At 57.8% G+C, this 16037-nt stretch carries 10 protein-coding genes and 1 pseudogene; 6 read left to right on the top strand and 5 right to left on the bottom strand.

Going from position 1 to position 16037, the window contains the following annotated elements:
* Both BN1121_RS19845 and BN1121_RS19090 read left to right on the top strand, forming a co-directional pair.
* Positions 1 to 415, top strand: a pseudogene (locus BN1121_RS19845) (hypothetical protein); the annotation flags it as partial.
* 9 nt (positions 416 to 424) lie between these two features.
* Complete coding sequence (locus BN1121_RS19090) at positions 425 to 763, top strand: RT0821/Lpp0805 family surface protein (protein WP_005355970.1); 339 nt, start codon at positions 425 to 427, stop codon at positions 761 to 763.
* Between the two features lie 27 nt (positions 764 to 790).
* Here BN1121_RS19090 and BN1121_RS00570 read toward each other — a convergent pair whose 3' ends face one another.
* On the bottom strand, positions 791 to 2506 hold the full coding sequence (locus tag BN1121_RS00570; protein WP_005355960.1) for an NAD-dependent malic enzyme: 1716 nt from the start codon (positions 2504 to 2506) through the stop codon (positions 791 to 793).
* Positions 2507 to 2892: 386 nt separating this feature from the next.
* On the opposite strand from BN1121_RS00570, the gene BN1121_RS00565 reads away from it, so the two are divergent.
* Both BN1121_RS00565 and BN1121_RS00560 read left to right on the top strand, forming a co-directional pair.
* The gene (locus tag BN1121_RS00565; protein ID WP_005355958.1) at positions 2893 to 3390 is read left to right on the top strand and encodes a DinB family protein; all 498 of its coding nucleotides are present in this window, start codon (positions 2893 to 2895) and stop codon (positions 3388 to 3390) included.
* Between the two features lie 36 nt (positions 3391 to 3426).
* Complete coding sequence (locus tag BN1121_RS00560) at positions 3427 to 3855, top strand: hypothetical protein (protein ID WP_005355957.1); 429 nt, start codon at positions 3427 to 3429, stop codon at positions 3853 to 3855.
* 209 nt (positions 3856 to 4064) lie between these two features.
* Here BN1121_RS00560 and BN1121_RS00555 read toward each other — a convergent pair whose 3' ends face one another.
* A complete protein-coding gene (locus tag BN1121_RS00555; protein WP_005355956.1) occupies positions 4065 to 5012 on the bottom strand; it encodes a transposase in 948 nt (315 codons plus the stop codon).
* Between the two features lie 551 nt (positions 5013 to 5563).
* Here BN1121_RS00555 and BN1121_RS19085 point away from each other — a divergent pair.
* Both BN1121_RS19085 and BN1121_RS19625 read left to right on the top strand, forming a co-directional pair.
* Positions 5564 to 8140 (top strand): AAA family ATPase, encoded by a 2577-nt coding sequence (locus BN1121_RS19085; RefSeq protein ID WP_005355955.1) that lies wholly within the window; start codon positions 5564 to 5566, stop codon positions 8138 to 8140.
* 439 nt (positions 8141 to 8579) lie between these two features.
* Positions 8580 to 9092 carry a hypothetical protein gene (locus tag BN1121_RS19625; RefSeq protein WP_156139380.1) on the top strand — a complete coding sequence of 171 codons (513 nt, stop codon included), beginning with the start codon at positions 8580 to 8582 and terminating at the stop codon, positions 9090 to 9092.
* A 96-nt stretch (positions 9093 to 9188) separates the two neighbouring features.
* Here the strand turns inward: BN1121_RS19625 and BN1121_RS00545 are convergent, their stop codons facing one another.
* The 3 genes from BN1121_RS00545 to BN1121_RS00535 form a co-directional block, all read right to left on the bottom strand.
* Positions 9189 to 11585 (bottom strand): YgiQ family radical SAM protein, encoded by a 2397-nt coding sequence (locus tag BN1121_RS00545; protein ID WP_005357352.1) that lies wholly within the window; start codon positions 11583 to 11585, stop codon positions 9189 to 9191.
* 188 nt (positions 11586 to 11773) lie between these two features.
* Positions 11774 to 14911, bottom strand: a complete 3138-nt coding sequence (locus tag BN1121_RS00540; protein ID WP_005357350.1) for an efflux RND transporter permease subunit — start codon at positions 14909 to 14911, stop codon at positions 11774 to 11776.
* Positions 14911 to 15957 carry an efflux RND transporter periplasmic adaptor subunit gene (locus BN1121_RS00535; protein ID WP_005357346.1) on the bottom strand — a complete coding sequence of 349 codons (1047 nt, stop codon included), beginning with the start codon at positions 15955 to 15957 and terminating at the stop codon, positions 14911 to 14913. Before BN1121_RS00535 ends, BN1121_RS00540 begins: the two co-directional genes overlap by 1 nt.
* Positions 15958 to 16037: the final 80 nt, after the last annotated feature.

Below are 16037 nucleotides of genomic sequence, written 5' to 3'. Positions count from 1 at the left end.
TAGCGGCGGGGGCAGCGACAGCGGCGGGGACAGCGATAGCGGTGGCGGCAGCGATGATAGCAGCAGCCACAGCAGTCATGATGACAGTGGTGACCATGCCGCTGAGGGAGAGCATGCCGGTGGCGAACGACATGCTGGCGGTGAGCGCCACGGGGGAGGCGATCGCCATGGCGGAGGCCGTGGGCTGGGTAACGGTCTAGATGATCACCCCGGCGACACCATTGATGCCAATGGCAACACTCTCAGGGGTGATGGGACTCTGGATGATAACGGCCTCGACAGCAGCACACCCGGGGGGGATGCCCTGGATGATAACGGCACCGACCTCGACGCGAACGGTAACAAGCTGAGGGGCGATGGCACCCTGGATGACGAGCAGGAGCGCCGGGCGATCGAGAGCGGCTTTAGCCGGTAGGAGGAGAAGATGCGAACCCTGATCCCTATATTAACCCTCTGGCTGGCCGCATGCGCCAGCCAGGAGCCATTACCTCTGTATCAGCAAATGAACGGGATGGACGTCCAACTGGCCAACCAGGCACTACAGCAAGCTCTTCAAGTCCGTCCTCGGGGGGAGACCCTTACCTGGAGCAATCCGCAAAACCGCCACTTCGGCAGCCTTACCCCCCTTCGCACTTTCCGCCTGCAGAGCGGGCTCTACTGCCGCGACTATCGTGAAGAGCTCTACATTGGTGATCGCCATCAGGCCTGGCAAGACACAGCCTGCCGCCATCATAGTGGGCGCTGGCTCCCCCTGCGAGGATAGGGATGGCATGAGCCATCCCTTGCCAGATCACACCTTGCGGTAGGGCAGGTAAACCGGCTCCCACATATGGGTGAGGATATGCTGCTCGAGATCCTGACCGATCAGGGGATGACCCGGATCCCGGCGCACGATCTCCTTCAGCACGGCCGTCGCCACATGGACCGAGATGGCGCGCAGAGCACGGATCGGCGGATAGACGCTCCCCTGCTCGAGATCCTGGCTGTCGACACACTCGGCCAGGGCGAACGAGGCGGTAGTAAACATGTCGGGAGTGATCTCGCGCACCTGACCTACGATGGCAGCCAGCCCGACCCCAGGGAAGATGAAGACGTTATTACCCTGACCGATCCGCACCTGCTTTCCTTCATATTCAACCGGCGCGAAGGGGCTACCGGTGGCGACGATGGCGCGCCCCTGGCTCCAGCGATAGATATCCTCGGGCAACGCCTCACAGTTGGCGGTGGGGTTGGAGAGCGGAAACACCATGGGGTGCTCGCTGTGCTCGAGCAGCAGCTGGATGTGACGCTCCTCGAAGGCGCCCCCCGAGCCGCTGGTGCCCAGCAGCACGGTAATGGGCACGTGGCGCAGCACGTCAGCCAGACTGGCCCGGCCCGGCTGCTCCGTCTGCCACTTGGCCAGCAGGGTGCCCGACTTGGCGTAGCGGCGCTTGTACTCATCGAGCCCCTCGCGGTTGTCACACACCAGACCCTGGGTGTCGAGGATATAGATGCGATCGCGCGCCGCCTGGGGATCGAGCCCCTCGCGCATCAGGCCGGCGCAGATCTGATCGGCCACCCCCACCCCGCCGGCACCGGCGCCATAGACCAGGTAGTTCTGCTGGCCCAGGGTCTCGCCCTTGACCTTGACCGCCCCTATGATGCCGGCCAGCACCACGGCCCCGGTGCCCTGAATGTCGTCGTTAAACGAGGGGAGCACCTGCTGATAGCGGGCCAGATTGTCAAAGGCGTTGGACTTGCTGAAGTCTTCCCACTGCAGCACGGCGTTGGGGAAGTGGCGGCGCACCCCCTGCACGAACTTGTCGATGAAGGCTTCGTACTCCTTTCCGCGGATCCGCTTGTGCGGCTGGCCCAGATACATGGGATCATCGAGCAGCTTCTGGTTGTCGGTGCCTACATCGAGGGCGATGGGCAGACAACAGGCGGGATGAATGCCGGCCGCCAGGGTGTAGAGGGAGAGCTTGCCGATGGGGATGCCCATGCCGCCGACCCCCTGATCGCCGATGCCCAAGATCCCCTGGCTGTCGGTGACCACTATGATGCGGATCGACTTGGCATCGAAATGGCGCGCCTGGCTGCCCATGTCATCTACATTAGCCGGTGTGATATAGAGGCCGCGCGGCTTCTGGAAGCGGTGGCTGAACTCCTGACACGCCTTGCCCACGGTCGGGGTATAGATGTAGGGGGTCATCTCCTCTACGTGGCGCGACAGCAGGGCATAGAAGAGGGTCTCGTTTCTGTCTTGCAGCGCACGCAGGTTCTGATACTTCTCGATGTCACTGCATGCGCTCTTGAAGCCCTCATACACCCGCTCGAGTTGGGCCTCGAAGGTCTGCACCTGAGGTGGCAGCAGGCCGTCGAGGTCGAAATCGGCGCGTTCCTGCTCGGTGAAGGCGGTGCCCTTGTTGAGGTAGCGGTTATTGAGCAGATCGGTGCCGGTCAGGGAGACGGGACGAAACGCATTGCCCTCTGCATCTTTCCAGAGCAGATATTGTCCAGTTGCCATAGTCGTTCTCTTGTTTTGGGTGATGGGCTCGTAGCCCGAAGAGCAAGACTCATAATGAAATCAATCATATGACGTTTGTATGGCCGGTTTTGTGAGCCCGGGCATAAAGCCGGTGACGCTTCATCAGACAACACCCTGAACGGGCATAGACGCCACCATCACCAATCCTCATAATGCCCCGCTTTACGCGCTCCCAATGCAAAGACTGCGGCTCAGCGCCCCTGCCCCATGCGGTCTATCCCGCTTGGTATCCCGCTTGGGACAGCCATCATTGTGTACAGGTCATATCCCATTTGGGACACCCACCATTGTGTACAGCTCACACCGCCATCGGAACGCCAAAACATCCCCCATCGCTTCGACCCCTTTTTAGCAAAGGAGTAACCATGACACTGCTTGCCACCGCCCTTCGCCACAAGGCCTGGGCCGACCTCGAACTGCTCGGCGCCATCGGCCGGCTGGACGATACCAGCCATGCCAAAGCCCGCCATCAGGCCATCCGCCTGATGAACCATATCTATGTGGTGGACCGCATCTTTATCGCCCATCTGCGTGGTGAACCCCACGGCTATAGCGCCACCAACACCGAGGAGACCCCTACTCTCGAGGCCCTCACCCACTCCATGGGCGAGGCCCATGCGGCCCTGTTGGTGCTGTGCAATGATCTGACCGATGAGGCCCTCGACACGCCTCGTTCGTTCACTTTTACCGACGGAGACCGGGGCACGATGAGCGCCGCCGAGATGCTGCTGCATCTGGTGAGCCATGGCGGCTACCACAGAGGCGCCGTCGGCCGCATCCTGGCCGAATGTGACCTGGCGCCGCCCCGGGATCTGCTGACTCGCTTCTTGCACAGCAGCGAGCCCGAGCGACGCGGCCACTAACCCCGGTTATTTCTCCTCACCTGGCGAGAGAACAGCATGCCCCTTCTACGTCCCCTGTTGATCACCCTCCCCCTGCTGCTGGGCGGCTGCGCCGCCGCCATCGACTACTACTCGGGGCGCCATCGCGACGCTCTGGCGCCAGAGCAGACCCAAGCCAGTATTCGAGCAGCACTGGGGACGGCGCAGCCCTGCGAGGCGGGGCCAGATGACAGAAAACAAGGGGCTGTGTCCTGCGATCGTTTTGACGTGCTCGGCAAGATGGCTCGCCGGGATGATGGTAATGCCCAGGCGACGGCAAGCGCCGTCACACTGGGGTTGGGAGAACTGATCCTGGTGCCCATGACGGTAGTCAGCGTGACGGCCGACTACACCCAGCGCCACACGGTGACCGTCTATTACGATGAGAAAAGACACTATCTGTTTCACACCCTGCTCGATGGGGCGGGTCAGGAGCGGCGGCAGTGAAATCCCGAGCGATTCTCCAAATTGGGACACCCACAATTTGGATGACGCCATTATCTGGCTCAGCAAAGTGAGGACGCCTGGGTTCACCCCGGCGAAAATGGCCAGGAATTCTGACTGGGTTGGGTCGGTTTCGCTGAACACACCGGTTTGCGCCCAGCCCAGAGCCTGGTGCCTGCAGCACCATTCGTGACCACGAAATTGGAGCAAATTCAGTTAACTGGCTGATGGCATCGCCGCTGCCCGCAGTGGTGGGCATAACGTTCTCGAGCCACACCGTGACCGATGGCCCGGATACCGCTTCGCTTAAACAGCCTCACCTGCTTGAGCCAGTCGTCACCGTCGAGTTGCAACCGTTGCAGGATGGGAGAAAGCGCCTCGGGAATATGGCCCCGCTTGTCGTCGCGAATGGCGCGGCCAGTCCAGTCAACCAGCGCCAGATAGTCGGTGAAGGTGTAGGGCAGTGACTTGGATTCACCCTTCTTGGCAAACGGGAGCAGCAGGGGCGGTAGCTCGGTGGTTTGGGCTCTTCCCAGACGCTGACTGATGCTGGTGTAGTCACTCTCTTCGGGCCGGTCGGCAAGTTTGGCGCGGATAGGATTGAGCTCCACATAGGCCATGCAGGCTAATAGCGCCGACTCTGTCAGCAGGGCCTGACTCTTGAAGCGCCCCTCCCAGAAATGGCCCTTGCAGCTGTCTTCCTGATTGGCCTGACGGGCTAGTCCTTCATTGAGCAGGCGCACGAACCAGCTGATGGAGTAGAGCCGTCCGCGCCACTCCTCTATCAGCCCTTGCACCACCGAGAGCTCTGGCTCAATCAGGGTATCCCCCTGATACCAGCGCCGCACCAGCAGCGGCCACTGAAACAGCCCGGCCCAGCGCTCGGCCACCTCCCGCTCACTCCAGCCCTGCGCCTGCTCGGCATCCACTCTCAGCACCAGGTGGTAGTGGTTACTCATCACCGCATAGGCGCAGATGCCGATGGCAAAGAGCCGCGACAGCTGGCCCAGTCGGTCGACCACCCACTGGCGGCGATGCTCGTAGCTCTGGCCCGAGTGGGCATCTTCCCCACACAGGAAGGCCCGCCGCACACAGCGACTCACCACATGGTAGTAGGGCGTATCCTGCAAACTGATCTGACGTGAACGGGCGATGGTCATGGCAAGTTCCTCGGCAGTGAGACGTCAAGCCAAGCAGAGCTCTACGCCCCTGTCAAAATGGTGGGTGTCCCAGAAAATGGTGCTACCCCACAGCCGCAGGCTGGCCAGCCGCCAGCGCCCGAACACTGTCCGGTTGGCGGCAAGGTCGCAGAGAAAGAAGAGTTTGACAGGTGTCAAAAAGCGAGCAATTTCTGATGGTTACATCACGTTAAGACTCACCTCGGCAGTTTCGTTTGGCTTACCATAGCCATCCAGAACCTGTTGATCTGCGATGGGTTGCTGCCAGCGCGGGTCAAGGGTGCATAGTGGAAGCTGTCATCCACGGGCGGTAGCGTGGGATTTGGTGGTGATACGCCTCACACAGAAAGCTGGGTGTCCCAGAATCATGGGTGTCCCAGAATCATGGCTGTTGGACTGCGATGGGTTGCTGCCATCGCGGGTCAAGGGAGCATATTGGAAGCAGTAATCCATGGGCAGAAACTTGGGACCTGTCTAAACCACGACCGGTACCAGCGATGGGTGTCTCAGATTTACCCTTATGGAGATATCTTATGTCTGTTGAAAGCGTTGTTAGCTGGGCTAACAAGCTGAATAAAAATCTCTGGTGGCGCCATGCCATCAGATTGGCAGCTGAGAAGGGAAAACTAGAAAGTGATAGTTTACAGCTTCTTTTAGCTATCGCCAAAATGGAACATGGTCTTGAAGCGCAAGATGCTAATTATGCCTACTATATTTCTCCATTAACAATCTCTGGATTTGGGGAAGAAAAACAGGCCGTAAAATTAAAGAGCATCAGTAAAGTCAACAATGTATCTTCTCTTGTATCTGATGCAACGCTCGAGTTTAGCTCTGAAGGATTAACGGCTGTTTACGGTGATAATGGGTCTGGTAAGTCAAGCTATGCAAAAATTTTAAAAAATGCCTGTCTTACTCGTGGCAACACACCTAAAATTCTATCTAACATTTACGAAGAAAAATCTGGTGATCCAAAAGCTGAAATCTCAATTTTCATCGGTGAAGATCAGCATGACATTGATTGGACAATCTCGGCCGAACCACGTGAAGACCTTAAGTCTATCCGTATCTTCGATAACACTTCTGCAACCCATTATATCTCCAGTGAGGATGCTGTCGAATACAAACCTGCAGGCATGAAATTACTGACACAGTTGATGCATGCTTGCGAGTTCGTTCGAGTTAGTAGTGACAATGATAAAAATCCTTTTGTCACAGCTATTCCGTTACCAAAGTTTAGTGAAAATGGTCAAGTTAATACTTTTATTTCAACGCTATCATCGAAAACAAAAATAGAATCTCTTGATGCTCTTTGTTTAAGCTCGGAGCAAGACGATTCTATTAAAGTCCATCGTGAAGAACTAACAAAGCTACGCTCTAGCACTCCAGAGCAAATACGGAAAATATATAGTGACCGCTGCAAAGAATTACAGCCCTTGCTCGATCATTTAATTAAGCTTAGGAACAAGCTTGACCAAAAACAGTTGGATGATATTAAGAGTGCATATGACGATTACAAAACCAAGCAAGCTGCTGCAGCCCTTGCACGTACTCAAGCACTTGATGGGCATGAGCTTGCTGGAATTTGCTCACCAGAGTGGGTACAAATGTGGAGGCACGTTAAAACCTTTGTCCAGACACACAATCCTGGGGTAGTTTTCCCACCCATTCAAGGTGACCCATGCCCAACCTGCCTTCAACCAATATCTGATAAAGCAGCAACTAAATTAAAATCATTCAATGACTATCTGCAAGATAAGACTCAAGTTGAGGCCAACAAAGCCAAAAGTACATTTGATTTCTTTATCACAAATCTAAAGTCGCTCAACTTTGATCTAAAGCCATATGAGTTTGCGTTAGAAAAGATTCGTGATCATAACGCTGAATATGCTAAAAACATAATTGTTCTGAACGCAAACTTAGAGATTTGTTGTGCCAATCTACTCAAAGCTGAACCTGATTTCACGCCAATTAAAGTTGAATTTAATGCTGTTAATTGGATTAGTGGTCAAATAGACTCTTGGAAGAAAAAAGAAGCTGAAGTTGCAACTAACGAAGGCCTAGTGAAGCAAATTTCCGACCTTGAATATATACTTGAAGACCTAGAAGATAGAAAAACTCTCACAGCATCAAGAGATATTATATTAAAAGAAATTAACCGACTAAAGATAATCGATTTATATAACAATCTTGCAAACTCCTGCCAATCCACATCGATTACAGCTCAAACAAATTTGATTGCAAGAGGTGGAGCAATTGGCAGTCTGCAGGCAGCTTTTAGTGCAGAGCTCGAAAAACTAAGATTTAAAAACTTTGATGTAGACACCGAAACTCGCGGTCATCGTGGCAAACAAATGCTTAGACTACGACTAACCGGAAAAACAAATGGTATTACAGATGTGGCAAGTGAAGGCGAACAGAAATGTGTGGCCTTGGCTAGCTTCATGGCAGAACTCACTGTCGACGATAGAAAATCAGCCATAATTTTTGATGACCCAATCAATTCCTTAGATCACAAATGGCGTCGAATGTTTGCAGACCGGATTGCTACAGAGTCATTGGTCCGTCAGATTATTGTATTCACCCATGATATGTCATTCCTAAAAATGCTTGAGGAATCTTGTGATGCAGCCCAGTCAAAACTAAATATTATCTCAATAGCAAAGCTTGGTGATACAAGCGGATACCCGTACCCAGAACCACCTTGGGATGTCAAAAACACAGCATCTAGAATTGGTTATTTAAAGAACGAGCTACCGAATCTTAAAAGAATGGAAGCATCTGGCGATTTAAAATATGAGCTCCATGCAAAGCTTATATATAATCAGATGCGTGAGACATGGGAGCGACTTGTTGAGGAATGGCTACTAAGAAAGGTAGTAGAACGTTTTTCTCGTGGTGTAAAAACTCAAAGTTTGAAAGAGATAATGGATGATGTTACCTCTGATGATAACAACATAATCAACGCAGCCATGTCTAAATGTAGTACTTATATGCATGGGCATGATAATGCAACTGAACTAGCCGTTGACTGTCCTCAATATAGTGAAATCGAGCAAGACGTAACAGCTTTGGATACGTACTTTAAGGCGCTAAAGAAACGTCGTAACTAATTAATTTCTACATAAATAAAAGGCGACCATCTGGTCGCCTTTTTATTATCGATCGCTTTCCAATCAGGAAAGCTCACCTTGCCGGTCGCTTGTTACTATTTCCATTACCACATACCCATAACCTGCACCAATCAGAACATTATCCTTCTGGGCAAGCTCATGCCGAGCAAAATTGCCATCAGTCATTACCAAGCAGCAATTAAATATAAAGTTGCATATTACTTTTTCCTCGCTTTTATTGCAGCACTTGCAATACAATACCCATACGAAGCCTAAGGATGAAGACGGATTACAACTTGGTTGATAAAAACTTCTGAGTATTTGTAACCTATCGGTGATCGTGAGCTTCTATCCTACCAACTTAGGTAGATACGAGTATCAACAATAAAGTTCATTTATTATTTATTTGGCCACTACAATGTTCTAAAAAGGATATAAGATGCGATACATACCATTACTCTTTTTACCTATTATATTGCCTGCCTATGCCGTCACATACATTGAACTAGAAGGTAACATTATAAATATCGTTGATAAAACACCAGAACAAACATTCTACAATAAATTTTCGGATGGAAGAGCACACTATGTAATAGAAGTAGATAAGGATAAAAATGGTTGGTGGCTTTCCAATGGAAAAATTCGTTACCCACAAAACTTTAAAAATGAGCGCCATTATGAAGCTACATATGTATGTGGCAATGCTTTGAATAAAGGTTACTTTAATAATGAATACAGGACTGTTATGGATGATTTTTATTCATCAGGACGAGTCAAGATGCATGTAGGGAAAAGCCTTGAGATAGAGTTTAAAAATATAAATCTAGATAAAATAAAAATTGATACACAAGCCACTGGTATCGAGTTACACGATGGTTCAAGCATATCTCGCTCATCTGTTTACTCAGACCTGATCGTTACAAAAATTAGTGATGAGAACCCTTGTGAGTAAACATTGTTAATAAATTTACAGATACGATTACCTTAAATAAAAAAGGCGACCATCTGGTCGCCTTTTTTATTTCTGTCGCTTTCCAGTCAGGAAAACTTACCGATTCGGTCGCTTGGCACCACTCCCTTTGGCTGCTGGCTTGCCACCCTGAACAGCGGGTTTGGCCCCCGGCTTGGCAGAGCCAGCCCGGGTCGGGGCCTTCCCCTTATGGGCAGGTTTCCCCTGGGGTTTGCCCTTCCCTTCACTCTGGGCGGCGGGCTTGCGGCTCCCCTTCTCTAATTTGAGCTCGGCGCCCACCGGCTTGCCATTGCCCTTGCCGCTCTTGTTGGCGCTGGTATTGGCGTTCTGGCCATTGCTCTGGCCAGCCCCATTGCTGCGCTGATGGGTGATGGCGCTATGACGGGTCAGGGCCGGTTTCAGGCCCTTGCTGCGGCTGCGCTCGGCCCCGCCCTTACCTTTAAGTTCGCCACGGCCTTCCGGCGGCACCAGGCAGTCGGGGCCGTTGCCGATGAGGTGACCCTTGCCCATCTCCAGCAGGGCTTCGCGGATCATCGGCCAACCGGCCGGATCGTGATAGCGCAGCAGCGCCTTGTGCAGGCGACGGCGACGCTCCCCTTTCACCACGAACACGTCCCCACCCTGGCGGCTCACCTTGTTGAGGGGATTTTTCTCGGTGTAATACATGGTGGTGGCGTTGGCGAGCGGAGACGGGTAGAAGTTCTGCACCTGATCGAGCTTGAAACGGTTTGCTTTAATCCAGAGCGCCATGTTCACCATGTCTTCATCCGTGGTGCCCGGGTGGGCGGAGATGAAGTAGGGGATCAGGTACTGCTGCTTGCCCGCCTCTTTGGAATACTTGTCGAACAGCTCCTTGAAGCTGTAGTAGCTGCCCATCCCTGGCTTCATCATCTTGGAGAGCGGGCCCTCCTCGGTGTGTTCCGGCGCGATCTTGAGGTAGCCGCCGACGTGGTACTTGGCCAGCTCCTTGATGTAGCGCGGATCTTCCACCGCGATGTCGTAACGCACCCCGGAGGCGATCAGGATCTTCTTGATGCCCTTGAGGTCGCGCGCCTTGCGATAGAGGTTGATGGTCGGGCTGTGGTCGGTGTCCATGTGCGGGCAGATGGTCGGCCAGACGCAGGAGGCACGGCGACAGGTCTGCTCGGCCTTGGGGCTCTTGCAGCGTAAGCGGTACATGTTGGCGGTGGGGCCGCCCAGATCCGAGATGACGCCGGTGAAGCCCGGCACCTTGTCGCGGATCTCTTCGATTTCTTTCAGAATTGACTCTTCCGAGCGGCTCTGGATGATGCGCCCCTCGTGCTCGGTGATAGAGCAGAAGGAGCAGCCGCCGAAGCAGCCGCGCATGATGTTGACCGAGGTCTTGATCATGTCGTAGGCCGGGATCTTCTCGTTGCCATAGGCCGGGTGCGGCACCCGCTGGTACGGCAGGCCGAACACCCCGTCCATCTCGTCGGTCTCGAGCGGGAAGGCGGGCGGGTTGACCCAGATGATGCGATCGCCGTGGGCCTGGGAGAGCGCGCGGGCGCAGCCGGGGTTGGTCTCGTGGTGCAGGATGCGCGAGGCATGGGCGTAGAGCACCTTGTCCTCCTTCACCCGCTCAAACGCCGGCAGCTTGACGTAGGTCAGCTCCCAGGGTTTTTGCTTAGGGGGTTGTACCAGGATGGGCTTGGCCTCCTGCTCCATCGGCGCAGTGCCCTCATCATCAGAGCAGGGGGCCCCTTCCATATAGGGGTTGGGGATGGGGTCGATGCGGCCAATCTGGTCGAGCTTGCTCGAGTCCACCCCGCGCCAGCCCGGCAGCGGCTCGCGGCGAATGACGGCAGTGCCGCGAATGTCCTGCATGGTGTCGATGGTCTCGCCACCCGCGATGCGGTGAGCCACCTCCACCAGGGGGCGCTCGGCGTTGCCGTAGATGAGGATGTCGGCCTTGGCGTCGATGAGGATCGAGCGGCGGATGGTCTCGGACCAGTAGTCGTAATGGGCGATGCGGCGCAGCGACGCCTCGATGCCGCCGATGACCACGGGCACCTCTTTATAGGCCTCTTTGCAGCGCTGGGTATAGACCAGGGTGGCGCGATCCGGCCGCTTGCCGCCCACGTCCCCGGGGGTGTAGGCGTCGTCGTGGCGCAATTTTTTGTCGGCGGTGTAGCGGTTGATCATGGAGTCCATGTTGCCCGCCGTCACCCCGTAGAAGAGGTTCGGCTTGCCCAGGCGCATGAAGTCATCCTTGGATGACCAGTCCGGCTGGGCGATGATGCCGACCCGAAAACCCTGGGATTCGAGCATGCGGCCAATGACCGCCATGCCGAAGCTCGGGTGATCCACGTAGGCGTCGCCTGTCACCAGCACGATGTCGCAGCTGTCCCAGCCGAGCTTGTCCATCTCTTTGCGGGACATGGGCAGGAAGGGCGCCGTGCCGTAGCACTCGGCCCAGTAGCGGGGATAGGAGAAGAGGTTGGTAACCGGCTGCATTTTGACCACCTGGAACATTTCGGGTCGCGCATTATACCGGCTGGCCGCGGTGGTAGCGATGGCTTTTTGCCCCTGTAAAACCCATGGGAATCGGGGTTGGCGCGCCCTCGCCCCCAGGCCGGCCCCTTGAGCATGGGGCGCCGGCCAGGCCGACCGCCCCGTTCACAACAGGCCCTATGCCCGCTACGTCACCCCATTCGCGAAGACCTGGCCTGGGGCGCCTCATCCCCCTTGGCGGCAGGGTCGCTGGCGAGCGCCTCATCCACCTGTTGGCTGCGCTCGCCGGCGATGCCGGTGCGCCGCGCCACCAGGCCATAGAGTGAGGGGATCAGCAGCAGGGTCACCAGGGTCGCCAGGGTGAGCCCGAAGAAGACCACAGTCCCCACCGCCATGCGACTCTCGTAGCCCGCCCCCATGGAGATCATCAGGGGCACGGCGCCTATGATGGCGGTGAGCGAGGTCATCAGAATGGGGCGCAGGCGGCGCAGGCTGGCCTGGATGATCGCCTCCTCAAACTCGACCCCCTTCTCCCTGAGCTGGTTGATGAACTCGACGATGAGGATGCCGTTCTTGGCCACCATGCCGATCAGCATGATCATGCCTATCTGGCTGTAGAGGCTCATCTCCTGGCCGGTGAGCCAGAGCCCGAGCAGGCCACCGAAGAGGCCGAGCGGCACGGTCACCATCACCACGGCCGGCGAGAGGAAACTCTCGAACTGGGCCACCAGCACCAGATAGACCACCAGCAGGGCGAGGCCAAACACCATGCCCATCTCCCCCTGGTTGTCGCGATAATCCTTGGACTCACCGGCGTAATCCACCGTCATCCCCACCGGCAGGTTGGCGTTGGCCCAGCCGTCGAGAAAGTCCAGCGCCTCGCCCAGGGTGTGGCCCGGCATGGGGTCGGCGGTGAGGGTGACCGCCTTCTGGCGCTGGTAGTGGTTGAGACGCTGGGGCGCGGCCACCAGTTCGAACGAGACCAGGGTAGAGAGACTCACCATCTTTCCATCGGCGGCGCGCAGGTAGATGCGGCTGAGATCCCCCGCCCCGTTGAAGTCGCGCCTGTCCCCGCGCAGGTAGACGTCATACTCCTCGCCCCTGTCCACATAGGTGGTCTTGCTGCTGCCCCCGAGCAGGGTCTGCAGGCTGCCCGCCACCTGGGAGAGGGGAATGCCGAGCTGGGCGGCACGCACCCGATCGACGCGCACCCGCACCTCGGGGGTCTTCTCGGCATAGTCGAGATCCGGCGCGCTCATCAGGCCGCTCTCTTGGGCCGCCTGTTGCAGGCGCTGGGCCTGGGCGAAGATCTCCTGATAATCGCCGCCCTGAATGATGAACTGCACCGCCGCGTTGGAGCCGCCGCGAAAGCCGGGCTGGAAGGCGCGCACCATGACGTCGGGAATGGCCCCGAGGCGCGCGGTGAGCTGGCGGGTAAACTCGCTGGCGGTCTGGGTGCGCTCACTCCAGTCGGTGAGCTGGATGATGGCCATGCCGGTCTGATCGCCGCCGCGCCCAAAGGCCGGGGTGCTGAAACTCACCGACTGCACCACCCCCTTGCCAAGCAGCGGCAGCACTACTTGCTCGACCTGCTCCATGTTGCGCTTCATCCGCTCTATGCTGGTCCCCTCCGCCCCCTTGACGAAGACGAAGACCACGCCCCGGTCTTCGGTCGGGGTCAGGCTGGCGGGGATGCGGGTGACGAGCAGGGCGATGCCGCCCAGAAACAGCACGAAGATGAGCGGGGCCCAGCGTCTGTGGTGCAGACTCCAGCCGAGCAGGCGGCGATAGTGCCCCTCGAGGCGAACAAGGCCCCGGTCAAGCGCCGCGCTCAAGAGGTTGGGTCTGTCCTTGGCGCGCATCAGCCAGGAGCCCATGGCCGGCGTCAGGGTGAGGGCCACCAGGGAGGAGCAGATCACGGCCAAGGAGAGCAGGATGGCAAACTCGGTAAAGAGCCGCCCCACCATCCCCTCCATGAAGGCGATGGGCACGAACACCATCACCAGCACGGCGGTGGTGGCGATCACCGCAAAGCCCACCTCGCGGGTGCCGTGCCAGGCCGCCAGCAGGGGCGGCTCGCCGCGCTGCAGATGGTGGTGGATGTTCTCGACCACCACGATGGCGTCATCCACCACCAGGCCGATGGCGAGGATGAGGGCGAGCAGGGTCACCAGATTGATAGAAAACCCCAGATACCAGGCGCCGATAAAGGCACTGATGAGGGAGACAGGCACTGTCACCGCCGGAATGAGCGTGGTGCGCCCCTGGCCGAGGAAGAGGTAGAGCACCGCCACCACCAGGGCCGCGCAGATGGCGAGGGTCTCGTACACCTCGTCGATGGCCTGCTTAATGAAGACGGTGGCGTCGTAGTCGACCTCGAGCTTGGCCCCCTCGGGCAGGAAGCGCTGCATCTGGCCGAGTTTGTGCTCGATCCCCTGGGCCACCGCCAGCGGGTTGGCGGTGGACTGGGCGACGATGCCGAGCCCCAGGCTCTCCTTGCCGTTGCGATGATAGGCGCTGTCTTCGTTCTTGGCCCCGGTCTCAATCTGGGCGATGTCCCCCAGATAGATGGGTTGCCCCCCCTTCCCCAGGCTTATCTGCAGGGCGCGAAAGTCCTCCGGCGTCTTGTAGAGGCGCTCTATCTGCACCGCCATGGTCATGCTGTTGTTGCGGATCTCGCCGCCGGGCAACTCGATATTCTCCCGGGCCAGGGCCGTTTTCACGTCGTCGACCGTGATGCCCCGGGCCGCCATCTCGGCTGCCTTGAGGCGCACATACATCACCTTCTCGAGATCCCCCGAGAGCATCACCTCGCTCACCCCGTCCACCAGGCTCAAGGGATCGACCAGCACCCGGTTGGCGTAATCGGTCAGGGCGGTGCGATCCATCCGGTCGCTGCTGAAGTTGAGCCAGATGGCCACGTCACCGTTGCCATTGTCCTTGGTGACCAGGGGATCGTCCGCCTCGTCAGGCAGGCTGCGTTTGGCGCGCGACAGAGCGTCGCGCACGTCCGATACGCCCTCCACCATGTTCCAGCCGAGATTGAACTCCACCGTGATCATGGAGCGCCCCTTACGGGTCACCGAGGAGATGTTCTTGATGCCGCTGATCCCCGAGAGCTGATCCTCGATGGGCTTGGTGACCTGGGTCTCCATCACCTCGGGAGAGGCCCCCTCGTAGGTGGTGGTAATCGAGACCGACGGGATCTGCACATCGGGCATCTCGCGCACCGTGAGCTTGCCAAAGGCCACCAGGCCGAAGACGGTGAGCAGGCTGCACAGCACCAGGGCCACCAGCGGGCGGCGAACGGAAACGTCAGAGAGCCACATCAGCCTTGCCCCTCTGCCAGATCGCGCACCCGGGCGCCGTCACGCAGGTTGACCAGCCCCTCGACCACGATGCGATCGCCCGCCTTGAGGCCGGCGGCGATCCAGACCGACTCCCCGTGCTGCTCGTCGATCTCGACCCGGGTGCGGGTCACCTGCCCCGCCTCGAGGCGATAGACGAAACGCTCGCTGCCGGAGAACTCCAACGCCTGGGCCGGGATGCGAGTCACCTCGCGCGCCGGCAGGGAGAGGGCCACCTCCATCAGCATGCCGGGCCTGAGGCGACCGTGGGCATTGACCACCTCGATGCGCACCCTGATGTTCTGGGTCCCCTCCACCACGCGCGAGTCGAGGGTGCTGACGGTGCCAGCGAACTGTTCACCGGGCCAGGCGCTGCTCGAGGCGCTCACCTTCATGCCGGGCTCGAGCAGGGCGAGGTAGCGCTCGGGCACCGCCAGATCGAGGCGCAGGGTGTCGATGTCGTCCAGGTGAAGCAGGGTGTCGGCGCTGCCCACCAGGGCGCCGGGACTGAGATCGATGAGACTCACGGTGCCGGAAAACGGTGCCGTGAGGGTCCGCAAGGAGAGCTCGACCCGGGCGGCCTCGAGCCGGGCGTTGGCCATGGCGACGCTTGCCTCCTGCCCCTCCAGCTCGGACTGGGTCACGGCGCCGCGACTCACCAGGCGCCGCATGTCGTTGAGCTTGCGCTCCTCGTCACGCAGGGCCGCCGCCAACTCGGCCTGCACGGCCTGCTGCTTGGCATCGTCGAGGCGCACCAGCTCGCTGCCCGCCTTGACCCGCTCTCCCGAGCGCACCGGGATGGCGAGAATGCGGCCGGTCACCTCGGGCGACAGGGCCACCGAGCGGTTGGCCGCCAGGGTACCGGAGAGGCGCAGCACGGGCTCGGCCCGCACCCGCTCCACCAGCTCGCTGCGCACCGGGATCTGGCGGGACTCACGGGCCAAGGTGTCGGGGGTCGCGGCATAACGCCAGATGAGATAAGCCGAGAGGGGCAGGAGTAGCAACAGGAGTCCGAGGCGCAGTTTCATGGTATCCAGAGTGATGATGGAGTCAGATGACGGCAGTGTACGACTAAAGCGTGCCGGAACTGTGTGGCAAGTGTGACAAA

Source organism: Aeromonas diversa CDC 2478-85 (genome assembly GCF_000819805.1).
GTDB classification, from domain to species: Bacteria; Pseudomonadota; Gammaproteobacteria; order Enterobacterales; family Aeromonadaceae; genus Aeromonas; species Aeromonas diversa.
This window is presented reverse-complemented; position numbering and strand designations above follow the sequence as displayed.